21 protein-coding genes and 2 pseudogenes are annotated in these 23,723 nt (G+C 46.1%); 11 read left to right on the forward strand and 12 right to left on the reverse strand.

What is annotated here, in order from left to right; genetic code table 11:
* Positions 1-94 precede the first annotated feature (94 nt).
* From ptsP to dhaL, 4 genes are all read left to right on the forward strand, one after another.
* On the forward strand, positions 95-2,713 hold the full coding sequence (ptsP, locus tag RIE73_RS01250; protein ID WP_446399446.1) for a phosphoenolpyruvate--protein phosphotransferase: 2,619 nt from the start codon (positions 95-97) through the stop codon (positions 2,711-2,713).
* A gap of 205 nt (positions 2,714-2,918) precedes the next feature.
* Complete coding sequence (dhaK, locus tag RIE73_RS01255) at positions 2,919-3,992, forward strand: dihydroxyacetone kinase subunit DhaK (protein ID WP_446399447.1); 1,074 nt, start codon at positions 2,919-2,921, stop codon at positions 3,990-3,992.
* A 34-nt stretch (positions 3,993-4,026) separates the two neighbouring features.
* Positions 4,027-5,010 carry an alpha/beta hydrolase family protein gene (locus tag RIE73_RS01260; protein ID WP_446399448.1) on the forward strand — a complete coding sequence of 328 codons (984 nt, stop codon included), beginning with the start codon at positions 4,027-4,029 and terminating at the stop codon, positions 5,008-5,010.
* Between the two features lie 91 nt (positions 5,011-5,101).
* A complete protein-coding gene (gene dhaL / locus RIE73_RS01265) occupies positions 5,102-5,737 on the forward strand; it encodes a dihydroxyacetone kinase subunit DhaL (protein ID WP_446399449.1) in 636 nt (211 codons plus the stop codon).
* Between the two features lie 262 nt (positions 5,738-5,999).
* Here dhaL and RIE73_RS01270 read toward each other — a convergent pair whose 3' ends face one another.
* Complete coding sequence (locus tag RIE73_RS01270; RefSeq protein ID WP_446399450.1) at positions 6,000-6,647, reverse strand: thiamine phosphate synthase; 648 nt, start codon at positions 6,645-6,647, stop codon at positions 6,000-6,002.
* Positions 6,648-6,731: 84 nt separating this feature from the next.
* Here RIE73_RS01270 and RIE73_RS01275 point away from each other — a divergent pair.
* Positions 6,732-6,989 (forward strand): annotated as a pseudogene (locus tag RIE73_RS01275) (Uma2 family endonuclease); the annotation flags it as partial.
* Positions 6,990-7,137: 148 nt separating this feature from the next.
* Here the strand turns inward: RIE73_RS01275 and RIE73_RS01280 are convergent.
* From RIE73_RS01280 to RIE73_RS01290, 3 genes are all read right to left on the reverse strand, one after another.
* Entirely contained in the window at positions 7,138-8,685 is a 1,548-nt protein-coding gene (locus RIE73_RS01280) for a hypothetical protein (RefSeq protein WP_446399451.1), read from the reverse strand.
* The gene (locus RIE73_RS01285) at positions 8,682-9,428 is read right to left on the reverse strand and encodes an ABC transporter ATP-binding protein (RefSeq protein ID WP_446399468.1); all 747 of its coding nucleotides are present in this window, start codon (positions 9,426-9,428) and stop codon (positions 8,682-8,684) included. The genes RIE73_RS01280 and RIE73_RS01285 overlap by 4 nt, the downstream gene beginning before the upstream one ends.
* A 506-nt stretch (positions 9,429-9,934) precedes the next feature.
* Entirely contained in the window at positions 9,935-10,123 is a 189-nt protein-coding gene (locus RIE73_RS01290) for a thiamine phosphate synthase (RefSeq protein ID WP_446399452.1), read from the reverse strand.
* An 84-nt stretch (positions 10,124-10,207) separates the two neighbouring features.
* On the opposite strand from RIE73_RS01290, the gene RIE73_RS01295 reads away from it, so the two are divergent.
* Both RIE73_RS01295 and RIE73_RS01300 read left to right on the forward strand, forming a co-directional pair.
* Entirely contained in the window at positions 10,208-10,498 is a 291-nt protein-coding gene (locus RIE73_RS01295) for a nucleotidyltransferase family protein (RefSeq protein WP_446399469.1), read from the forward strand.
* Positions 10,488-10,829 carry a HepT-like ribonuclease domain-containing protein gene (locus RIE73_RS01300; RefSeq protein WP_446399453.1) on the forward strand — a complete coding sequence of 114 codons (342 nt, stop codon included), beginning with the start codon at positions 10,488-10,490 and terminating at the stop codon, positions 10,827-10,829. The genes RIE73_RS01295 and RIE73_RS01300 overlap by 11 nt, the downstream gene beginning before the upstream one ends.
* 121 nt (positions 10,830-10,950) lie before the next feature.
* On the opposite strand, the gene RIE73_RS01305 is transcribed toward RIE73_RS01300, so the two are convergent.
* Together RIE73_RS01305 and RIE73_RS01310 are read right to left on the reverse strand one after the other, a co-directional pair.
* The gene (locus RIE73_RS01305) at positions 10,951-11,394 is read right to left on the reverse strand and encodes a retroviral-like aspartic protease family protein (RefSeq protein ID WP_446399454.1); all 444 of its coding nucleotides are present in this window, start codon (positions 11,392-11,394) and stop codon (positions 10,951-10,953) included.
* 222 nt (positions 11,395-11,616) lie between these two features.
* Positions 11,617-13,104, reverse strand: coding sequence for a pentapeptide repeat-containing protein (locus RIE73_RS01310; RefSeq protein WP_446399455.1), 1,488 nt, complete (start codon positions 13,102-13,104; stop codon positions 11,617-11,619).
* A gap of 150 nt (positions 13,105-13,254) precedes the next feature.
* On the opposite strand from RIE73_RS01310, the gene RIE73_RS01315 reads away from it, so the two are divergent.
* Both RIE73_RS01315 and RIE73_RS01320 read left to right on the forward strand, forming a co-directional pair.
* Entirely contained in the window at positions 13,255-13,905 is a 651-nt protein-coding gene (locus RIE73_RS01315) for a Uma2 family endonuclease (RefSeq protein ID WP_446399456.1), read from the forward strand.
* A 145-nt stretch (positions 13,906-14,050) separates the two neighbouring features.
* Positions 14,051-14,959, forward strand: a complete 909-nt coding sequence (locus tag RIE73_RS01320) for an ATP adenylyltransferase family protein (RefSeq protein ID WP_446399457.1) — start codon at positions 14,051-14,053, stop codon at positions 14,957-14,959.
* Between the two features lie 51 nt (positions 14,960-15,010).
* On the opposite strand, the gene RIE73_RS01325 is transcribed toward RIE73_RS01320, so the two are convergent.
* Both RIE73_RS01325 and RIE73_RS01330 read right to left on the reverse strand, forming a co-directional pair.
* Positions 15,011-16,291 (reverse strand): M16 family metallopeptidase, encoded by a 1,281-nt coding sequence (locus RIE73_RS01325; protein WP_446399458.1) that lies wholly within the window; start codon positions 16,289-16,291, stop codon positions 15,011-15,013.
* 131 nt (positions 16,292-16,422) lie between these two features.
* Positions 16,423-17,721 carry a M16 family metallopeptidase gene (locus RIE73_RS01330; RefSeq protein ID WP_446399459.1) on the reverse strand — a complete coding sequence of 433 codons (1,299 nt, stop codon included), beginning with the start codon at positions 17,719-17,721 and terminating at the stop codon, positions 16,423-16,425.
* A 259-nt stretch (positions 17,722-17,980) separates the two neighbouring features.
* Between RIE73_RS01330 and RIE73_RS01335 the strand changes: the two genes are divergently transcribed.
* Positions 17,981-18,556, forward strand: a complete 576-nt coding sequence (locus RIE73_RS01335) for an exonuclease domain-containing protein (protein WP_446399460.1) — start codon at positions 17,981-17,983, stop codon at positions 18,554-18,556.
* A 378-nt stretch (positions 18,557-18,934) separates the two neighbouring features.
* On the opposite strand, the gene RIE73_RS01340 is transcribed toward RIE73_RS01335, so the two are convergent.
* The 4 genes from RIE73_RS01340 to RIE73_RS01355 form a co-directional block, all read right to left on the reverse strand.
* A complete protein-coding gene (locus RIE73_RS01340; protein WP_446399461.1) occupies positions 18,935-21,064 on the reverse strand; it encodes a putative bifunctional diguanylate cyclase/phosphodiesterase in 2,130 nt (709 codons plus the stop codon).
* A gap of 118 nt (positions 21,065-21,182) precedes the next feature.
* Complete coding sequence (locus RIE73_RS01345) at positions 21,183-21,731, reverse strand: NYN domain-containing protein (protein WP_446399462.1); 549 nt, start codon at positions 21,729-21,731, stop codon at positions 21,183-21,185.
* A gap of 59 nt (positions 21,732-21,790) precedes the next feature.
* Positions 21,791-22,468, reverse strand: a complete 678-nt coding sequence (locus tag RIE73_RS01350; RefSeq protein ID WP_446399463.1) for an energy-coupling factor ABC transporter ATP-binding protein — start codon at positions 22,466-22,468, stop codon at positions 21,791-21,793.
* Positions 22,469-22,487: 19 nt separating this feature from the next.
* A complete protein-coding gene (locus RIE73_RS01355; protein WP_446399464.1) occupies positions 22,488-22,763 on the reverse strand; it encodes a hypothetical protein in 276 nt (91 codons plus the stop codon).
* Positions 22,764-23,070: 307 nt separating this feature from the next.
* Between RIE73_RS01355 and RIE73_RS01360 the strand changes: the two are divergent.
* Positions 23,071-23,723: pseudogene (locus RIE73_RS01360) on the forward strand (photosystem II D2 protein (photosystem q(a) protein)); the annotation flags it as partial.

The following is a 23,723-nucleotide window of genomic DNA, read 5'->3' on the forward strand; positions in this document are numbered from 1 at the left end:
TATCACATCCAACAGTTCAAAGGACAAATGACGGTAACATTAAGCTTAGGTTTGACTAGGGTTAATTGGCTTTGAGTAGCTTTTATGTAGGAGTATGGTCGGAATAGTCATTGTTTCTCACAGTGCCCTCCTCGCCGCAGGAGTGCAAGAATTAGCAAGGCAAATGGTACAAAACGCCGTACCTCTGGCTAGTGCAGCCGGAATCGATGATGCTGAAAATCCCTTGGGTACAGATGTGATGGCAATTCAAGAGGCGATCGCATCCGTTTATAGTCAAGATGGGGTCTTGGTGCTGATGGACTTGGGTAGCGCTGTCCTCAGTGCAGAAATGGCATGGGAGTTGTTGACAACAGAGCAACAAGCCAATGTAAAATTATGTGCAGCCCCCCTGGTAGAAGGAACCATCGCCGCCGCCGTGCAAGCCGCTACGGGAGCAAGTTTGGAAGCGGTAATCGCAGCAGCCCAGAATGCCTTAACAGCCAAAGCCTCTCAGTTATCGGTTGAACATCCAAGTTCAGTGTCACCGAAACCATCACCGATAGAATCGGCAGAAATCACCCAGGAAATACATTTAATGGTGCAAAATCCCCTCGGATTACATGCGCGTCCAGCCGCTCAATTTGTGACCACAAGTTCCCGATTTCAGTCTCAAATCGGGTTACAAAATATTACCAAAGGAACTGAAAAAGTTAATGGCAAAAGCATTAATCAGGTGGTTACTTTAGGGGTGCGTCAGGGAGATGAAATAGCCATATCTGCCGCCGGAAGTGATGCAGCCGCTGCCTTGAGTGCCTTACAACAACTGGTGGAGAATAAATTTGGTGAGTCAGACTCCATTCAAAATGTCGGGGCGGTAGGGGCGGTAGGGGCGCAAGGCTTGCGCCCTCACCCTGATCAATTTACCGAATCAGACAGCAAATCCCGATATTCCGATTCTCAACCGTCAATTCCCCATAATTTATCCGGTATCCCCGTCTCCCCAGGAATCGCGATCGCACCGATTCTATTCTATCCGGTTGATTCCTTACAGGATGGAAAAAAAAATGAGAGTATCCTGTCTCAATTCTCCCTCCCCGTTGCCGCACAATTCACGGATAATCCTGAAGCCGAATGGCAACAATTACAGACAGCCCTTTCAACCGCTAAATCTGAGATTCAGCAAATCCGTCAAAAGACAGCAAAGGTAACTGGAGAAGCCGAAGCTGCCATATTTGATGCTCATTTACTCTGTTTGTCTGATCCCCTATTACTGGATGCGATTCATCAACATGTTTTTGATGAACAAAAAAGTGCTGTTGCTGCTTGGCAAGCGGTTATCAATGAGACAATTATTTCTTATCAAGAGATAGAAGACTCCTATTTACAAGCTAGGGCGGCTGATATTGCGGATGTGGGACAACGGGTACTGCGGCTGCTGATCGGGGAAGAATTACCGCTTCTTCAATTATCAAATCCGACTATTTTAGTGGCAAACGACTTAAGTCCCTCACAACTGATGCAGCTTGATTTAACAAACATTATGGGGATTTGTACCGCCACTGGAGGCGCAACCTCTCATCTAGGAATTTTAGCGCGATCGCGGGGTATTCCCACGGTTATGGGTGTAGGATATGACCTATTACGCCTAGAAAATGGTACAGTAATTGGCTTAAATGGAGAAACGGGTCAGATTTGGATAGAACCCGATACTGCCCAAATTCAGCAACTCGAAACCCTGCGAGACAAGCAGTTAGCCACCGCAGCAGCGTTAAAAGCCAAAGCCCAACAACCCGCTAGCACCCGCGATGGACATCGGATAAACGTTATGGCAAATATTGCTAATGTCACTGATGCCCAACTTGCCCAATCCAATGGTGCAGATGGGGTAGGATTACTACGAAGTGAATTCCTGTATTTGAAGAAAGAGGAAGCACCAACAGCCGCACAACAGGAAGAAATCTATCGCGCGATCGCCCAAATTATTTCGCCGCATCCTCTGATTATCCGTACCCTAGATATTGGCGGCGATAAGTCTCTCCCTTACCTGGATAAAACTCAAGAAGATAATCCCTTTTTAGGATGGCGGGGAATTCGAGTATTACTCGACTGTCCCGACTTATTTAAAACTCAGTTGAGTGCCATTCTTCGGGCAAGTCATGAACATCCGATTAAACTTTTATTGCCCATGGTTACCTCAGTCGGGGAAATCCGCGCCACGAAACAGCTAATTGCCCAGGTGAAGGCTGATTTACGCGAAAGAGAGATTCCCTTTAATGAGACCATTGAAATTGGGATTATGGTAGAAGTTCCCGCAGCGGTAGCCCTTGCGGATAAACTGGCAGCAGAGGTAAACTTTTTCAGTATTGGCACGAATGATTTGAGTCAATATGTCATGGCGGCTGACCGCACGAATACTCAGGTAACAGCCTTAGCTGATGCCTTTGAACCTGCGGTGCTGCGAATGATTCAGCAGACGGTAAAGGCTGCCCATAAAGTGGGGATTTCTGTTGCTGTTTGTGGGGAGTTAGCTGGGGATGTTTTAGCGATACCCATTTTAGTGGGGTTAGGTGTGGATGAGTTGAGTCTGAATCCAGCCGCGATACCCAGAATTAAGGCGGGGCTTGCTCTCTGGACAATGGCAGACGTTGATGCGATCGCGCCGGAGGTGTTACAGTTTGATTCGGCTGAGGCGGTGAAAAGCTATGTGGCGGGGCGGTTGAAAATAATGGGTTAATTTATGGTATTTGTCTGATTCTATCAATGTTGTGGTTTTTTAACGCAGAGGGCGCAGAGGTTAGCGCAGAGGGGCGCAGAGGGGGTTAAATGATTTGAATCAAAATTTTATATTCAAAAATAACTGGGAATGATAGAACTCAAAACTATGTCTTTGAGCGACGTGCGTGAAGGATTAAGAATTAAATTTTAAAAGTTAAAAGCTGATGAAAAAACTGATTAATAATCCGGATAATGTAGTCAGAGAGAGTCTAGAAGGGATGGCATTGGCGTATCCTGATCTGATTAAGGTTGATTTTGATCCACATTTTATTTATCGTGCTGATGCGCCAATTCCCGGTAAAGTCGCATTAGTGTCTGGGGGCGGGAGTGGACATGAACCTATGCACAGTGGTTTTGTTGGTATGGGTATGTTAGATGCGGCTTGTCCGGGTGAAATTTTTACTTCTCCCACTCCGGATCAAATGTTAGAAGCGATCAAACGAGTGAATAGTGGCGTTGGGGTTCTTAATATTGTCAAAAACTATTCCGGCGATGTGATGAACTTCGAGATGGCGGCGGAACTAGCATATTCAGAAGGTATCCCGGTTTTTAATAGTTTAATTGATGACGATGTGGCGGTTAAAGATAGTCTTTATACTCAAGGGCGTCGCGGCGTTGGTACAACGGTATTAGCGGAAAAAATATGTGGTGCAGCGGCTGAACAAGGGTACAATTTACAGCAATTGGCTGAACTTTGCCGTCGCGTGAATCTGAATGGACGCAGTATGGGTATGGCGTTAACCTCTTGTACAACTCCGGCTAAGGGGAGTCCTACGTTTGATTTATCTGAAGCAGAAATAGAAGTGGGAATTGGGATTCATGGAGAACCGGGGCGACAACGAATGTCGATCAAGTCGGCGGATGAAATTACAGAAATGTTGGCGTTGTCAATTATCGAAGATTCAGCCTATCAGCGCACCGTGCGGGAGTGGAATCAACAACAGGGAGAATGGGTAGACAGAGAACTGATTGACTCGCCTTTTGAGCAGGGGGATTCTGTTTTGGCATTTGTCAATGGTATGGGGGGTACACCTTTGTCGGAATTGTATATCGTCTATCGTAAGCTGGCAGAAATATGTGAGAAGAAAGGACTGAAGATTGTTAGAAACTTCGTGGGTTCCTATATTACCTCTCTGGAAATGCAGGGATGTTCGATTACTCTACTTAAGATGGATGATGAGCTGATTAAATATTGGGATGCACCCGTAAAAACACCCTGTTGGCGTTGGGGGATTTAGAGTTATCGTCCAAAAGTATAAGACAAGAATAATTATGACAATTCGTGCTTTTTTTAGAGCGGTACAAGTTGATACGGCTCAACCTCCTTACAATACAATTCACCTGAAAATTACCTATCCAGCCAAGATGTCGGGGGGTGAACTAGAACGCAACTGGGGAACTGTCCCTGTGGACTCACAACAAGCCCCCTTTCCGGTGGTAATTTTCTTTAGCGGTGTTAATTGTAGCCTAGAGATTTATCAATGGCTGGCGGTGAAGTTAGCCGAACGCGGATTGGTTGTGGTTACATTTAACTGGGTAGCAGAAAATATACCGGGAATCGTCAGCTTGACTCCTGGAGTTGATCTGACCTCCTGGACACCAGAAACCTACGGAACTCGTCCCTCAACTTCGGCTTTACCAGCGCTGTTGGCTGAATTGGAACAGTTACAAGCTCAAGGAATTCTAGCGGGAATGCTGAATCTCCAGCAGATTATTTTAGGGGGACATTCCGCTGGTGGTAGAGTCGCTATTGAAAGTGCAAACCCCCAATTTTTTCCCCAAGTTGTCGCCGCATTTGCCTATGGCGTTCATACCATGGGAGGGGTAAACATGGGGTATAAACCTGGGACGATTTTACCGTTACCTGATTTAACTCCTTTACTGCTTATGGGCGGTACATGCGATGGCGTGATTGCTCACAGTAGTCATCGTTATGGTATCACCTCAACAGATGCCACAACGTCAGTTGTTCGGACATTCTCCGAAGCGATTACTGGAGGAAGAAATGACAATTATCTAGTCGTTATAGAAGGGAGTAATCATTTTTCTATTGCTGAACCCTTTGACTCAACCACAGGTCAAGCTTTTCTTGATTTTCCGGCAACTCAACCAGAAAATAAAATTCGTGATGTTATGGCTGAAGTGATTGGTCTTTTTATTGATGCTCACGTTCGTCAAAAGGCTGAGGCATCCCAGTCACTGGAGCAATTATTAGAGGATAACAATCCTATGATTCACTTGTTTGAACGCAAATAGAAAAGTTGATGTACGTTTAAAGGAGTTATTTCCTGTTGCCTTTGAGCATTTTAATTATACGATTATAAATTTAATTAATTAAGGTTTCAATATGATAAGCCAAGCACAAATTATTCAGTGGTTACAGTCAGTCGCTGTTGTCATCGAGGAAAATAAAGACTATCTGACCGAATTGGATGCAGCAATTGGGGATGCTGATCACGGAATTAATCTGCACCGAGGGTTCCAAAAAGTATTCACTCAATTAGTTGGTGTGGCGGATAAAGATATTGGTACTGTGTTGAAAACCGTGAGCATGACGTTAATTTCTACAGTGGGAGGTGCCAGTGGACCGTTATATGGCACTCTATTTTTACGGGCGAGTGCGGCGGTAGCGGGGAAGCATGAACTCACGAATCAGGATTTGGTGGCGTTTTTTCAAGCAGCCGTGGATGGAGTGGTGCAACGGGGGAAAGCACAACTGGGGGATAAGACAATGCTGGATGCACTCTTACCCGCGTCTGAGGCGTTTAAGCAAGCGGTAGCTTCCGGTGATGGAACGATCGCCGGGTTAGAAAAGGCGGTAGCAGCGGCTGAAACTGGGAAACAAAATACAATTCCCTTAGTCGCCAAGAAAGGAAGAGCCAGTTATTTAGCCGAGCGAAGTGCGGGACATCTTGACCCAGGGGCGGCGTCCCTTTATTTGATTCTAAATGCGTTACTGGTACAACTCAAATCTGTTGATTAATATAAATGAAGGTAGCCGCGATCGCGCATTCAGTTTCCCACGCCCTAGCTTGATTGAACAGTGAGATAACAGCCCCTCAATGATAGCGGTACAGAGTGTTCCAGCTCAGACTATACCTTTATGCGTAAACCAATTCATCGTCAGCTTGTTTTCCAACCAACAAAACAGGGATAGCTAAATGTCAAAGGTAAGCGGTGCTTCTCAACTGATCGAGCAGTATAGTAACGGGGAACGAAACTTTCATGTAAAGCAGCGACATTGATCAGCATTCCTGGAGTAATGTTTGGACAACACTCGCCGGATTTTGTGCTGCCATCACAGCACCAATCACAGCCACAGCTTTTGCCCCTTGTGCGATCGCGGCACTCACTCGCCCTGACTCAATTCCACCGAGGGCAACTAAAGGGCGATAACTACGCCTAACGCTATCTCTCAACCCCTGTAAGCCCAATGTATTGCGTCGATCCTCTGGTTTTGACACAGGTGAGTACACTGGACTGATCGTCGCATAGTCAGCCAAACCAATATCATCCTGATCCAGTGCATCGGTTCCATGACGCGAGACTCCGATAAGCATCTCAGGTGGAAGTTGTTGACGTACAGGTGCAATAGCTGTCGTTGATGATAGATGAACTCCCGCTAGATTGTATTCTAATGCTAATTGAGGATAGCTGTGTACGAGCAACAAGACACCCGTCGAGTCAGTTAGCGGTTTCAGGTTACTAATTGTGGTAGCAATCTCTGAAATTGCCGCTTTTTTATCACGGATAAGTATAGCAACACGCTGAGGATTAATGGTATTGATGATACTTGTTAGCGTTTGTTCTACAGTTCGACCCGCCCGATGACAAGCAGCTTGGTCAGTAATGAGTAAAAGAGCAAAGGGTAGAGCAGAATAATTATTCGTCATTGGCAAGCCTTTTGTAGGAATTAGGTTTTATTTTGAGATAAAAAATAGAAAATAATAGAAAACAAGCGATATCCAACGACTACCATGGTTAGTTCAGTTCCCCTGCCAACCCGTTCCCAACCTATTGGTGAAAAGCGAGTAACCTTTCACCATCTCAACTGGCAAGCTTACCAACAAATCCTCCACGCTTTAGGCGAAAATCGAGCTGCCCGCCTCACGTACAATCTTGGTGTTCTGGAAATTACTATGCCCTTAGAAGACCACGAATTTGCGGCTCGACTCATTGAATTATTTATTCGCATTTTAGTGGTCGAAATGGGATTAAAAATCAAAACGATGGGGTAGAAGCAGAACAGGCATTTCGCGCTTGGGTACGGCAACAGGTTCAACCGTCTTGATTCCTGGGATACTGTTTCCTGAAAACCTTCTGCCTTCTGCTTTCCATCAAGGTGTGATCAGAAAACTGTTCCCTGTTCCCTCACCACCTGAGTCAAAACCCTAATGAACTACCAAGCTGACGACTGCGCCAATACGCGATCGCAATAAAACCACCAATCACCGCCAGCGCGATCGCCGCTAATCCGATATGCCCCTGACCCGCTTGAAAGCCCAAAAACCCCCAAGTCATTACAGAGGCGACTTCCAGCATCCCTAAAATGACATCCCCTTGACGTTCCTTATGCCCTTTAAAGATTTTCGCCAGAGGTACAGAGTGCGAATTCCACAGGCGCAATATCGCGTTACAACTCGTCGCTCCCAAAAAAACCAGCAGCGCTAGCCACCAGGGTTCACCTTTAGCCAGCAAAATGATAAAAATAGGAGAGAAAAGTATCCAGACGGGAATTAAAGCTGCTAATAATTTAACCTGGCGCAACGTGGTTCCCTGAACCGGGGAAGCCTTCAACAAATCGGGTGCCTCTTCTCCAGAGACACAGATGCGGGTTAAGGACGAAACTAAGGCACTCCCGACAATAGACACTACTGTGGCGACAAAGGTGGTTAAACTTGCCAGCATTTGTTCCTGGGAACCCCGCAGGACAATAATCAGGGCGGGGATTAAAAATAACATCTGGAGAAAGGTTTGGGAGAGCAAATAAGGATTACGCCAGATAATCCGCCACTCCTTAAACAACGCCATCTGGTGAAAACCCGAGGTAAAGCGAACCGATGCTTGGGGACGGCGTTGCTTACGTTTGTGAGTCATCGACTCTTGCGTCCCCGTGATAAAGGAATGATGCAAAACCTCCACCGCCAGCCAGGTTAATCCAGCACTCACCAACAGCGTCAGCAGCACGGAAACGGGTTCAAAAAACATCGCTCTGGCGGGAAACCAGACGATACTCTCTGCACTTAAAGGATTCCCTGGGCTGAATAGAGGACGCAGCTGTGACCCGATTCCGGCGGTAGGGACATCTATACTCCTGAGGACATTTGGGAGTTGGGACAGCAAAAACAGTAGAGCGGTTAAACTAGCCGTGAGAATTTGTGACCAGGTTCGCGCCCGTCGCGCCCCCAGCCAGCGCACCAACCACAGAGTCAGAAGCATGGCTAAACTGGTTGTGGCTAAGGCGAGACCGATAAATGCTGGGTAAACGCCCAACAGTTGAGGAACGCCGAGGAGGAGTGCGAGAAGACTGATGGGAACGATGAACAGACCATCACTCAGGAAAATCTTCAACGCCACACCCAACAGGCGACTGGCAAAAATGACCTTACTGGACATCGGTGAAGATACCAGTAAATCCAAGTCTCCTCGCTCAAACAAAGCCACCACACTCTGACTCATGGCTTGAGTAAAAGCGATGAAAAATCCGATTAGCCAGACGGTGACAGCTACCCAGATAGCTGGCGCTGGGATAGAGGAAACGGAAAGGGTTTGGCGTATCTCCGTTAAAGCAAACCACAGGGGAACCAGTACAACTAGGCTCAAAAATCCCAGGACAATTCCCCAGGTTTTCAGTCCCGGTTTACTGTTCAACTCACGCCACCACAGGTGCAATTCATGGTGCAATAGCCAGGGTAATGTGGCAACGTTCATACTTTCACCTCCTGATTCTGCGTTAACTCCAGAAAGACAGTTTCCAACGTTCCACCAGCTTCACCACTACGCTTTCTGAGTTCATCCAATGTCCCCTCAGCGACTAACTGACCGTAATTGAGAATACCAATATCTTCTGCCAAGCGTTCGGCAATTTCCATGATATGAGTGGTAAGAATTACGGTATTGCCCTGTCGCACATAGTCCACTAACATCGTTTTGACTAACCGAGCCGCCGCCGCATCCAGTCCGGTGAGGGGTTCATCTAGGATAATTACTTTGGGGTGGTGAATAAAAGCACCAGCTAGAGCCAGTTTTTGCTTCATCCCTCGGGAGAAGGTTTCAGTTAAGTCAGTGCGTACATCCCAGAGGGAGAGTTGCTGCAACAGAGTTTTGGCGTGAGATTGCGCTTCCTTCGCCGGGATACCCCACAATCCGGCAACAAATTCTAGATATTCTAATGCTGTGAGTTTATCGTAAAGTAAGGGATCTTCGGGGAGATAGGCTAATTCCTGTTTAGCGGCGCGGGGAGTACGGGTAATGCTGTGACCTAAAATAAGAGCATCCCCGTCATCGGGTTTCAGGAGTCCCGCCACCATGCGTAATGTCGTGGTTTTGCCAGCGCCATTGGGACCAAGGAGGGCATAAAATGAGCCTTGGGGAATTTGCAGGCTCAAGCGATTAACGGCTTGGTGAGAACCGTAACGTTTGCTCAGAGAAATTACTTCGAGTGCTAATGTCATACGTGAAGGTTTATAGGCATACTCTCGTTCCCAGTTTGGAGAAGGGAATGTGGTTTTGGACGCTCGCGGCTCCAGCCGCACAAAGGCATTTCCAGCTTTAATTTGATACGGATAGAGGCTTGTGTGCAAATTTATGTACCTCATCCATTTCAGAAATATAGTCAGCCCGGTATGGGTGGTGCGAGGATCTTGCTATCAGCTATTTTCAATCTACAAGCTCCATAGGTGATAACACGTCACCCAACGGATTCATCCAACTGGGGGATTTTGATTATCCGTCGAGGATTTGGAGTCGCGATCGCTTATTTCAATTATTCTCTGGTTTCCCTCATCAACATTTGATAAATGAGAATTAAATCCTGAAACTGTAGGGGCGAATGGCGTGCGCCCAATTCAATGGTCAAATTTATTCCACAATGTTAGCTGTGTCAATCCAGTAGTCGTATGGTACACCTAATTTGATGGAAATCCTTAATACCTAATCGTAGCCATTCTTCTCCTAAATTTCAGCATTCTTGGAGTAATGTTTGAACAACACGAGCAGGATTTGGTGCCGCCATCACAGCACCAATCACAGCCACAGCTTTTGCTCCTTGTGCGATCGCGGCACTCACTCGCCCTGGCTCAATTCCACCAAGGGCGACTAACGGGCGGTAACTACGCCTAACGCTGTCTCTCAATCCCTGTAAACCCAATGTGTTGCTTAGTTATTTAAGGTTAGTTATTTAGATGAATTTGGTATAATGGTATGAGTCCGTGCCATTTGACTTAAATCCATGATGAAAAGGGATGAGGTAATCGCAATTATTGCGGCACACCGAGAACAGTTACAGGAGATGGGTGTAAAGTCTCTTGAGTTATTTGGTTCAGTCGCACGGGATGAAGCTCGTCCAGATAGTGATGTAGACTTCTTGGTAGAGTTTAATCGACCAGTGGGACTATTTGAATTCATAGCCGTGCGACTTTATTTAGAAGATATTTTGGGGTGTTCTGTAGATATGGGAACCCAGAAGGCGTTAAGGGAACATTTGCGGGAACCTGTACTAAAGGATGTCATCCGTGCCTTCTAGAGATTGGCAGCTACGCATTCAAGATATTCTGCAATCCATTGCCGAAATTTTACAACGGACAGAGGGAATGGAATTTGAAGATTTCATGGCAAACCGAACTATTATTAAAGCTGTTCTCTACGACTTTGGCATTATTGGTGAGGCGGCTAGAAATATTCCCCCTGAAATCCAATCGCGCTACCCCCAGATCCCTTGGCGATTGATGGGGGATATGCGAAATATTATTTTTCACGAATACTTCCAGGTAGAATTAGAGATAATTTGGAGAGCGATTAAAAATAATCTTCCCTTGCTGGTTTTACAATTACAGGAGGTAATAGAAAGCGAATAAAATGGAGAATAAGTAATACAAAAATATACAACTTGTCTTTTTAACCCTAACCAAGACATCTTGACCCAGGCGCAACGTACCTTTGTTTGATTTTCAAGGCTTTACTAACAATCGCAGCTACTTAAAGGATGGTAAAATACGTTTCAGTGGGGCTAATGGGTAATAGTTTTAAGGTTTGATTTTTCAAATCCAGTTCAATTCCCAATGCTTCCAGTGGGATAACGCCTAGTAAGGGATCACTTCCTCCTAGAAGTTCCAAACATTCAAACGTTCCCTCCCGTCCACACAGAGAGATTTTGGCATCTTGAAAGATTCTCGCTTTGCCAATTCCTGTAGCTGTGGCGACATTGACTTCTTTAAGGAGTTTTAATCCTAACTGATTAATAATAGATTTAGGCAGACACAAGGTTGTGGCTCCTGTATCGACTAAAACGTTAGTTAAGGTGATAGACCGCACTCGATCAGCAGGAATCAGACCCTCTTCGGCATTGGCTTGATCAATACGATTAGTGATAACTAGGGTCGTTTTAACTTTTCCCCTTAAGTTATTAGTAGTAGGTTGCATAATTATAAGTTGATGTGTCCTTTTGTCTGGGGCAATACCCGGTTATATTACAGCATCTGGCATCAACAGAAGTTCTCATGGGATGATCGCGCAGCAATGTCGGTGTTGTATTTGGGAGGAATGAAACGATAGAAGCAAGACACAAATTTTGTGTCTCAAAACGTTGACAAGACAGCCAAAACACTTGCTTCTAAATTACCCTGCTTGCGACACACATTTCATCTAGGGATGTTGGGTTCCATCAGGCATAATCGCACCTTTGAGATTGGCACCTTTGAGGTTGGCACCTTTGAGGTTAGCATCCAGCAAGTTGGCATACTCCAGATCAGCATTCCCTAAGTGGGCAACTGTCAGGTTAGCATTAGTCAAATCAGCACCCTCTAGGTCAGCATCCCACAGGATGGCATACTTAAGGTTGGTACCCATCAAATTGGCATTTTTGAGGTTGGCTCCCTCTAAAGAGGTGTTTATCAAATTAGCACCCGCTAAGTTAGCACCCTCCAAGTTTGCATCTTTAAGGTTAGCACTCGCCAAGTTAGCACTCGCCAAGTTAGCACCCTCCAGGTTGGCATCTTTGAGGTTGGCATGCCCAAGTCCAGCGCTCTCCAAATTGGCATTTTTGAGGTTGGCATTCCCAAGTCCAGCACCCGTCAGGTTAGCATACTCTAAGTCAGCACCCTGCAGATTACATCCTAGACATCTGTTTCTTTCTAGCAACTGCTTCTCTGGTTGAGACTCCAGCAACTGTCTTTCGGGCTGAGATTCCAGCAACTGCTTTTCTGGCTGAGGAGTGATAACAGTTGTTCCCACCCAAACAACAATACCCAAGGTGGCTAACCCCACAACATACGTTAGCGTTTTCCCTTTAATAATACCGACTAAACTCTCGACGCGATTAGCTTTACCAACCCACCGTTTTGACTTAAGCGCCTCCAACGCAATCTCTGCATTCTGGAAGCGATGTTTCACATTCGGTGCTACCATCTTCTCCAACCAGGCGATAAAGCTAGGATTAAGTTTTGGAACTAATTTCTTGATATCAAACCGATAGTTATCATCAATTAAATTACTGATATTGAGCGATCGCGTGCCTGTGAGTAAGCCAATTAACGTTACTCCTAAACTATAAAGGTCAGAAGCCTCCGTCAGGGGACGACCAAACTGTTCCTCCGGTGGCATAAATCCAGGAGTTCCCGCTGCCACGCTACTGAGTGCCATCTCCCCACCCCGAATCCTAGCAAAGCCAAAATCTACCAAATAAGCCTTCAAATGCTTGTCCACTAAGATATTTTCGGGTTTGATATCCCGATGGATAATTGGCGGAACCCGCCTTTGTAAGTCAACTAAAATTTCTAAGACTGACACCGCTATTTGCTGAATCTGTTCGGGAGTAAAGCTACGTCGTTCGGCTAAGGATGGGGCATTTTTATACTCCTGCACAAGGCAAAAGCCTTGTGGTGTTTCAAAGGAATCTAAATAACGAGGAATGCGGGGATGATCCAGTTGTTGCAAAACTTCAATTTCCCGTTGATAGGCTTTATAGCCTGACCAACTGGCATCCGCCAAGGCAAAGCGAAACTCTTTGATTACAACCTTTTGGTCTGGTTTGAGGGCAGTTGCCAAGTAAGTAATGCGTCCGGCTTCGCGGTTGCATCCTAACTCTTGAATAATATGATAGCCGTATTGGTCAAAATTTGGATGGTTGCTCATTAGTCCGTACCGCTTCCCCATCATCTAAATTATAAGCGCGATCGCTCCCTAAGCATCACGGCAGAAATACTTGGGTATTTTCTTGACGGTTGCTCAAATAATCGACCCCCGACTCCTTACACTAGAAGATAGAGGTTTAGATTTTGCATCATGGTCACGCTCCAACTCCGACAACTCGACGTACCCCCCGGTCAACGATTGTTGATCCATGATGTCGATTGGTCAGAATTTGAACAAATCTTGAACGAGCTGGGTGAAAAACGCACCGCTCGAATTGCCTACAGCCAGAAAACATTAGAAATCCGGATACCATTACCCAAATATGAGCGAGAAAAATCGATTATTGGTGATCTAGTCAAAATTATATTAGAAGAATTAGAAATAGACTGCGAATGCTTTGGTTCAACCACCTTCAAATGTCAAGAAATGGGTTATGGCATTGAACCGGATGAATGTTTCTACATCCAAAATCATCAAGTTATGGTGGGTAAAGAGCGCATCGATTTATCGGTTGATCCACCGCCCGATCTGGCTATTGAAGTAGATGTTACCTCGAAAACTCAGATGGAGGGTTACATTAGCTTAGGAGTTCCCGAACTTTGGCTGTGCGATCGCGGCGAACTTAAGATTTACACCTTACAATCAGGACAATATCAGTCAGTTTCCACCAGTCCTACATTCCCAGGACTACCGATTTTAGACCTCGTAGCAGAGGTTCTCACCCAAAGTAGCGCGATCGGTAGAAGTCCTGCCTTACGAACCTTTCGCAAGCAAATCCGAAATCTCAACTCTCAACTCTAAAATTCCCGACTTAATCTAGGTTCGTAGTAGGCACGAAGCGTGCCAGAAGCGAAGACAGCGCTGACTACAAACTGTTCTTAGTTCTGGGCAAAATTCATCAAATCGTCTAGATTAGATTCGCATACGGCTGATATAACAATTGACTATGCCCCCAGAAAAACCCACTGAACAGAAAACACGAACCCTAAAACCGGGTACATTATGGTTAAAGGTTCTAGAGACAACCGAACACGCCCTCCACTGCGGCGCACTGCAACCCATCGCAACTGAGTGTGAGTTTGTCGAACAGGATGGAATTCGCTTTCTGGTGCGGATTGTCTCTAACCTGAATCGCAAAGCTAAGGACAAGAAGCAGCAAAAGAAGAAAAAAGCTAACTTTAACCCTTTTCTTCCTTATGAGGAGGATTTATTCGTGGCGGATATTTCCGACACTCACCTGTGTCTGTTAAATAAATTCAACGTGGTTGATTATCACCTCCTGATCGTCACCCGCGAGTATGAAGACCAAGATAATTGGCTGACGTTATCCGATTTTCAGGCAATGTGGGCAAGTTTAGCAGAAATTGATGGTTTAGCCTTCTATAACGGCGGCAAAATAGCAGGGGCGAGTCAGCGACACAAACATTTACAACTTGTCCCTTTACCCTTCACACCGGAGACATCCAAGCTACCCATCGAACCCGCGATCGCATCGGCTAATTTTCAGGGTTCAATAGGTACAATACCCAGCTTTCCCTTCGTTCATGCCCTAACTCGATTCGATCCTGGTTGGATAGACACACCAGACGTTGCCGCAAAAGCCACTCTGGACGCTTATCACAAGCTTTTAGATGCTGTAGGTAAGCCACACCAGGGAATCAAACAATCCGCCCCCTACAACCTGCTAGCCACACGAGAATGGATGCTGCTTGTGCCGCGATCGCAAGAAGAGTTTGAGTCGATTTCAATAAATTCACTTGGCTTTGCCGGGGCGCTGTTGGTTCGCAATTCCCAGCAAATGCAGAGTCTCAAAGATGCTGGTCCGGTGACTATCCTTAAATATGTATCCAACTAATTGTACAGATCCCCGACTTCTTCGACAAGTTGGGGATCTCAATATCAGATCTCAAACGATCTGGTTAATCGCTTCAGTCGGACCGACTAAAGAAATATAAGGTTCCCCAAAGAAACGCTGTGCCGCCGCTTGTGCCATCTCTGGCGTCACTTGGGCAATCTGCTGCTGAAACTTCAGGTCAAACTCAATGCCCAATCCTAGGGTTTCATACCAGCCATAAATCTGGGCAAGTTGAGCATTGGTTTGTTTTCCTAAAGCATATTGACCTAGAAGTTTATTTTTAGCCGCTTGCAGTTCCGCTTCACTCAACCTGAAGCTGCAAAGGCGTTCTACTTCTGTCCGCAATCCCTCCATCGCGATTACTGTATTTTCTGGGGCGGTTCCCATATACACGACAAATAGAGAATCACACTGGCGCGTCGGGTAAAACGCCGAAACATCGTAAGCTAACCCTCGCTTTTCCCGCAATTCCACAAATAAGCGACTCGAAAGCCCATTCCCCAGATAGGTATTCAATAGTTTTAGCGCCCCATAATCTGGATCAGTAACTGATGAGGCTAAATACCCCAACATTACCACCGATTGTTGGGTTTCCTGGGGGGTGACAACGCGGCACGGTTGAGGAGTAATTAAGGGTAACGTGGGTGTTGGTAACGGAGTTGAGGGCGGTTGCCAATCGCCAAAGACTTGCTCAATCTGCTTTACGGCAGCTTCCGGTGAAATTCGCCCCGCGACACTAATCACTAGGTTATCTGGGCGGAAATACGTTTGATGATAGTCTTTTAAATCCGTGGGTAACAATTCAGGAACCGTGGCTTCTGTACCCAATACCGAGACAGCATAGGGGTGATCCTGATATAATGCCCGTCGCAACTGCTCAAAGGCAACGCTAAAGGGTTGTTCTTTTTGGGAACGAATATCCTGAATCGTCAGATAGCGTTCCAATTCTACCTCGGTTTCCGGGAAACTAGGCGATCGCAAAATCTGCCCCGCTAGCTTTAACATATCCAGCCAGTCGGAAGATACCGTTTTCAGCGATAATATAAAGTAATCCGTGGCAGCATCGGTATGCAGTTGAGCGCCAACTGATTCGACTCGTTCGGCAATTTCAATCGAGGAAAGTTCGTCGGTACCTTTGGTCAAGACAGCCGCTAGGAGATGGGTTAATCCCGCCTTATCTCGTGGTTCTCTTTGGCTACCCGTGCGAAAAAATAGGCGAGAGGCAATAATATCAGCGGCTGAATTCTCGATGGCGATAACGACAATACCATTATCTAAAACCGTGCGATGGATAATGGACTGTTGGGGTGAGGCAGTTAGACTAGAAGGCATAATCGATAATTCAAAGTTCAAAATTTGGTCGGGGTGGGTTTAGTCGCATCTGGGTAAGGATAAGAAACGATAGTCGTCAAACCCGCCCCTACAGACGCACCATGTAGAGACGCGCCATGGCGCGTCTCTACTCAAAACAATTCTCCCATCAGCAAATCTTCACTCACGGGTTTAAGAACAGTTACGGCATAATGATAAGGAGAAAGGTAACGTTGTGCTAAGCGCATCAAGTCTACTGGCGTCAGTCGTTGAATTTGCACGGGATAGGTGACAGCTAATTCTGCGGATGCGATCGTGTTGTAATAGCCATACAATCCAGCGATTTGACCAGCAGCTTCGGTAGAGAAAACATAGTCATTACACAATAATCGCTGACAGCGACGGATTTCTTCAGAGGATATCGGTGTCTGCTGTAGGTCTAATAGATGCTGGCAAATCAAGGCTTCGACTTGTTCTACATGCTCAGGATCAAGGTAGGCGCTGATGGTAAACAAGCTCGAATCTCGCTGGAGTGAGAAACCACTGCCAATATTTTGAACCAGTCGTTCTTCTTCCCGCAATTGTCTCACCAACCGGGATGAGCGTCCATCGGCTAATAATACTGAAAGTAAATCTAAACCATAAGCATCTTTTAACTGATCTACACCCGGTCCCACCCAAGCCATAAATAGACGGGCTTGTTCAATTCGGGGTAAATACAGTTCCTGACGCCGAATCTCCGTCATTGGGGGTTCAGCTTCGGCGATGAATTGGGGACAATCACGAGGAGTGACAAACGAGGCAAAAGACTGATTGACTAAATTTAGCGCTGATTCTTGTTCTACCCCGCCAATAATCACCACCGTCATATTCTCCGGTTGGTAGTGATTCGCATGGAAACGGCGCATCTGCTGAGACGTGTGCGCCCTCAATTGTTCTTCGCTACCCAAAACCGAGCGCCTATAGGGGTGATATTGGTATATTATTTCTGAGAGTGCCTGAAAACCTAACCAATCAGGATTGTCATAACAAGAGCGAATTTCTTCTAGAACCACATCTCGTTCGCGATCGAATTCGATGTCAGGAATTGCTGGCGATAACAGTAAGTCCGCTAATGGGGGTAAGGTTTCATCAAGGTATTGGGCGGCGGTGGTAATAAAGAAATGGGCATAATCGTGGCTCGTCGCCGCATTTGTCAGCCCTCCATGACGTTCAATCACTGCATCAAAGGCGCCAGGAACCAGTCGCTGTGTCCCTTTGAAAATCATGTGTTCCAAAAAATGAGCCATCCCGCACCATTCATCGGGTTCAACAATTGTCCCAGCCCTCACCCAGACATCAACCACAACGACAGGTGTTGCCGGTAAATGCTGGTGAATGACGGTTAACCCATTGGCGAGTTTGAAGATATCACCCGGAAATTTGGTAGAAATCAGTGGCTCAGATAGCAATTTCTCTAAAATCTCAAATGTCGGTTAAGTTAAATTAGTCCCATCTTAGCGTCTGAGGGCGTTTATGACGGACTTGGCTGAAAACATACATAATAAAGCAAAGTAAGCCAGGTTGTCGGGGCGGGGTTGACAGCATTGGTGTCAACTTAAGCGCTAAAAGCAGGGGGAGCAGGGGAAGCAGGGAAAGCAGGGGAAGCAAGAGAATGTTCTTGCGGATTGCTCTTGCTCCTGTAAGAGCTTAGGGAGAAGCAGCAGAACCATGTCTAGAAAAATCGACCAAATTCTGGTTATTGATGTCGAAGCGACGTGCTGGCAAGGAAAACCGCCACCGGGACAAGAAAGCGAAATTATCGAAATTGGCGTTTGTCTGCTGGATTGCCATTCCCATTCCGCTGTTAAGACAGAGAGTATCTTGGTTAAACCAGCACGCTCAACGGTGAGTGAATTCTGTACTGAGCTAACGACATTAACTCAGGAACAAGTGGAGCAAGGCATGTCCTTTGCTCAAGCCTGTGAACGTCTGCAAAAACGGTATTTATCCCATCAACGAGTTTGGGCGAGTTATGGGGAGTATGATAAAAATCAATTTCAAAAACAATGCCAATCCTTTGGCGTTGAGTATCCATTTGATTCACGACATATCAATGTGAAGACATGGTTTGCGCTGGCTCATTCGTTACCGAAGGAAGTTGGTATGTTAAAAGCCCTGTTTTTGCTCAAACTGTCGTTGCAAGGTACACACCATCGCGGCGTTGATGATGCGGCGAATATTGCCCGAATTTTGTCTCAATTACTGTGGAATCAGGACAGGAGATTCAACCGCTCTTTAGATTAAGAGAATAGGGTGTATTGAACAGGATTGCGGTGAGGATAGGGAAGCTGTGTCAGTCCATTAGTGGCGTGGCACACCTTATTTGATGAATTAACCATTAGCCCCGAAACTGTAGGGGCGCAAAGACTTGCGCCCGATTCAATCGTCACATCTAATCCATCATTTTAGCTGTGTCAGTCCAGTAGTGGCATGGCACACCTTAATTGGTGGATTAGAATTACGCACGGAAACCGTAGGGGCGCACAGACGTGCGCCCGATTCGATGGTAAAATCTATTCCACAATTTTAGCTGTGTCAGTCCAGTAATAGGGAACATTAGCCCTATATTCCGTTGGGTTTCCTTGCGTCAACCCAACCTACAACCCTACACTCTATAAAAGTTTACCATTGAGGAATTCCGCCTAATAAAAGTCCGGCGGCACACTTAGTTAAGGGTTTAGAAAATAAATACCCTTGTCCTTGTTCACAGTTTAATAGTTTTAATTCAGTCAATTGTTCGAGAGTTTCTACACCTTCAGCAATCACATCCATCCTTAAACTATGAGCGAGAGTGATAATCGTTCGGATAATCTCAGTATTGCGATTTTTCGGATTCATCTTGCTAACAAAAGAACGATCAATTTTGAGCGTATTCACGGGAAATCGATGTAAGTAACTTAAGGACGAATATCCTGTGCCAAAGTCATCCACGGATAACTGGATATGTCTGGCTCTCAATTGCAGCAGCATCTTGGTGACGGTTTCAGCATTTTCCATTAAGATACTTTCAGTAATTTCTAGCTTCAAAAAACTGCCATCTAACCCTGTCTCTGCTAAAATATGATCAATTTGCTCAATTAGATCCGGCTCCTTAATCTGTTTGCCCGATAAATTGACACTAATTTTCAAGGGTTCTGGTGTGGGGAATTGGGTTTGCCACATCCGCAGTTGACGACAAGCTTCATAGAGTACCCACTCTCCCAGAGGAATAATCAGTCCAGTATCTTCAGCAACTGGGATAAACTCGGCTGGAGAGACTAAACCGCGTTCGGGATGTCGCCAACGCACCAGTGCCTCGAATCCAGTTAGCGTCCCTGTTCCTAATGAAGTGATCGGTTGATAATAAACTTCAAATTCCTGCCGTTCCAATGCTCGTCGCAAGTCATTTTCCAAGGTCAATAATTCTAGGGCGCGAGCATGCATAATTTTATCAAAGATTTCATGACGGGCTTTGCCGAGTTCTTTGGCTCGATACATGGCAATATCAGCATCCCGCAAGATATCTTCGCTGCGCTCATATCCTGTGGAACTGAGGGCAATGCCAATACTAGCACTCGTAAATACCTCATGATTATTCAGGTGAAAGGGGGATTTTAAGGTTGCCTGAATCCGCTCAGCTACACGAGTGGCATCTTTAATATCTTTGATATCTTCTAGGAGAATCGTAAATTCATCGCCACTTAAATGGGCAACGGTGTCGGTGGTGCGTACACACTTTTCTAGCTGACGGGCGGTGGCAATTAGGAGTTTATCCCCGACATCATGCCCCAAGCTATCATTCACTACTTTAAAGCGATCCAAATCCAGAAACAGAACCGCAAATAAATAATCCTGATTCCGTTTGGCTAATTTAATCGCATGGTTAACCCGCTCCATAAATAGATTACGATTCGGTAATCTGGTTAAGTTATCATGTAAAGCATCGTGGCATAACTGTTCTTCTACTGTTTTGTAATGACTAATATCAGTAACCGAGAAAACAATATGGGTGATAACTCCGTCGGCATCTTTTAAGGGAGCGCCATTAACCGAAAGGTATTTACGAGTTCCATCCGCCCATTCGATCGCGTGCTGGACATCGAAAATGGGTTCACCTGTTTCCATCACCTGTTGGAAGGGGAGTTGTTCCTCTGGAAAGGGTCCGCCTTGAAAATCAGTAATTTTCCATTTGGGAGAGTTGTACTGACGTTCGACTAATTCCGATTGCGTCAAACCGAGGACTTGCTGCGATCGCGCGTTGGCAAAGATAATGTTACCTTGAGCATCAACGACGGTAATCGCGGCGACACTGGTTTGCATGATGCCCTGGAGTAGGTCATTTTCGGGGCAGAGTTGGGCTTCGAGTTGTTTGCGTTCGGTGATATCAGTAGCAATCCCATCTATCCGAATCACAGTACCTGTTTCATCCGCGATCGCACAGACACGATTACATATCCAACGCACTTGTGCATCAGGTCTGACAATTCTGTATTCTATGGCTTGATGCCCATTTTCTTCTAGAGTCAGAAATTTCTCCTGAACTCGCTGGCGATCATCGGGATGAATGATTAACTGCCATAGCGTTGGTTGATCATACAGTTCACAAAGGGTTCTGCCAAAAATAGTCTCGGCAGCTTGATTAATATACAGTAGCTTATAGGTGTGGGCTGACGCTGACCAAACGATCTCGTCTAGAGAATTGAGAATAGCTGAGATTAGCTGATGTCTTTTTTGGGGCTGGGGTTCTACCCAATTATACTGAGTAATGTTCATTGCCTCATTGTTTGTGCCAATGGATTCTATCGGCGTCCCAAACAACCTTTTTCGAGACAGCCTCTGAATAGCTACATTGATTTGTTCATAATTCAAGAGGGAGCGACGTTTCCCTGTATCAGCGAATACCCTGACGCCATTGAGCTAACCGTTGTTGGGCTGATTTGTCAAGGGAATGCACTAAAAAACGACCGCGAGATTGTTTTGACGGTCGTTGTCGGCGACGTACTCGACGACTGATGCAATGAACATCACTAATTAACTGTTGCGAGGACATCCATTCTGCCCCATACCCTGTAACAGTTAGCTGTTGCGCCCGGTCTGAAGTCGCCACAATTAATCGTTGACTGAATGGCTTCGGTTTACTGCGAACAGCCGCACAAAATTTTTCAATGTAGCTATCGGCGGTCTGACCAAAGTCTGTATAGCAGATAGATACATGGGGGGTTATATTTTCGTGGCGCGTTCCAGTCGGTTGATAGTGAGCGTCAAAGACAACTCTAGTTTTATAGCCGCGAAAGGCACTATAGTTAATTAAAACCTCAACTAATTCTTGCCGCGCTGCCAATAGTCCATGGCGATCGCGGGTCTTAGTCAAACTCGACTCGGTGCCGATGATGTTATAACCATCAACCAGTAAAACAACCTGGGGTGGGGGAGAGGGCATTTTTCAAGGCTAATTTAATATTTTTTGTTAATTTTTCTCAATCTCCTCTTTATGTTAATTTATGATGACAGTTTTGTCTCACCCAAGAGTTGTTGCTTGAGTCGCTCCGGTTCTCCCTGTGCTACTACCCGACCGTTTTCCAGTAAAAATGCGCCGTCGCAGTAATTCAACTCTTCCAAGCGATGGGTCACCCAAAGGGCGGTTAATCCGCGACTTTTGACGAGGCGCTGCACTTGAGCGACCAAATCTAACTGAGTATCGGGATCAAGCAAAGCGGTTGGCTCATCCAATAAAAGGATCTCAGACTGACGGGCGATCGCACCCGCAATAGCAATACGCTGTTTTTGTCCCCCACTGAGGGCATAAATCGGGCGTCGTTGTAAATCCAGCAGATTAACGGCGGCTAAGGCTTCGGTAACTCTCGCACGAACTTGGGCGATCGACAGCTTCTCCTCCACCAGTCCAAACGCTACATCTGCACCGACAGTTGGCATAACCAGCTGATGGTCAGGATTTTGGAAGACAAATCCCATTAATCCCGAAATCTCTATTTCACCCGAATCAGGTAGCAATAATCCAGCCAGCAACCGCAGCAACGTCGATTTACCACTGCCATTCGTCCCCAAGAGCATCCAAAATTCACCCTTGGGAACAGTAAGAGAGCAAGCGTTTAAAACCGATGCTCCGTTAGACCAACTGAAGCATAGATCCCGTACCGTAATTGCGGTTTGAACCATGACGTTGGCAATGGGTTAACTACTGTTTGTCTTCGGCTAAGGCAAAGAAACCGGGTGTACGCCCTGTCCCCACAGCACCAGATTTCTGAGAAATCATCACCGCACTAATCTGACTGGTGAGAACGCCAATTTTCTTATCGGACTGGTGTTCACAGGTTAATTCTAATAACTCCGGTTTCCCAGAACTCATCGCTTCCATAATTTTCTGGTAGGTTTTTTCCGCCGCTTCTGCTGACTTCCGTTGCACGGATAAAGGAAAGGGCGTGTTTTGCAAAGTCAAGTCAATCGTGAACATGCTTCTCTCAAGCGCGATACTCTCCCTCTTATCTTAGACGGGAGTAGAGGGAGATGGGGGAGATGAGGGAGATGGAGAGGGTGTAGAGACGTAGCATGCTACGTCTCTACTCTTCCCTGTTCCCTGACGAATGACGAATAACACTGGCAAAATTTGAAAATTTCTTTTAATATAAGTTCAAGACCGTAAAGAAAAGTAAACTTTACTCACAATCTGGTCAATTATCTGCTTAGGCACTGCCTAAGTCAGTAGACCAAGTGAGAAGTCTTTTCTTTCGTACTTATAAATTCTTGGAGATCTACACGTTATGACAATCGCTGTCGGACGCGCTCCCAGCCAAAGAGGATGGTTTGACGCACTCGATGACTGGCTTAAGCGCGATCGCTTTGTATTTATCGGCTGGTCAGGTCTACTCCTGCTCCCCTGCGCCTACTTGGCGGTTGGGGCTTGGCTGACGGGTACAACCTTTGTTACATCTTGGTATACCCACGGTTTGGCGTCTTCCTATTTGGAAGGCTGTAACTTCCTCACCGTGGCAGTTTCCACCCCCGCTGATACCTTCGGTCATTCCCTACTCCTGTTGTGGGGACCTGAAGCCCAAGGCGACTTCGCCCGTTGGTGTCAAATCGGTGGACTCTGGACATTTACCGCTCTGCACGGTGCATTTGGCTTAATTGGCTTCATGCTGCGGCAATTTGAAATTTCCCGTGTTGTGGGCATTCGTCCTTACAACGCCATTGCCTTCAGTGCGCCAATCGCGGTATTTGTTAGTGTTTTCTTGATGTATCCCTTGGGGCAATCCTCTTGGTTCTTTGCTCCGAGCTTTGGCGTCGCCGGAATCTTCCGCTTCTTGCTGTTCTTCCAAGGGTTCCACAACTGGACACTTAACCCCTTCCACATGATGGGAGTGGCAGGTGTCTTAGGTGGAGCGCTATTGTGTGCCATTCACGGTGCAACGGT

The sequence above is a fragment of the Coleofasciculus sp. C1-SOL-03 genome, from assembly GCF_040220555.1.
GTDB lineage: Bacteria > Cyanobacteriota > Cyanobacteriia > Cyanobacteriales > Coleofasciculaceae > Coleofasciculus.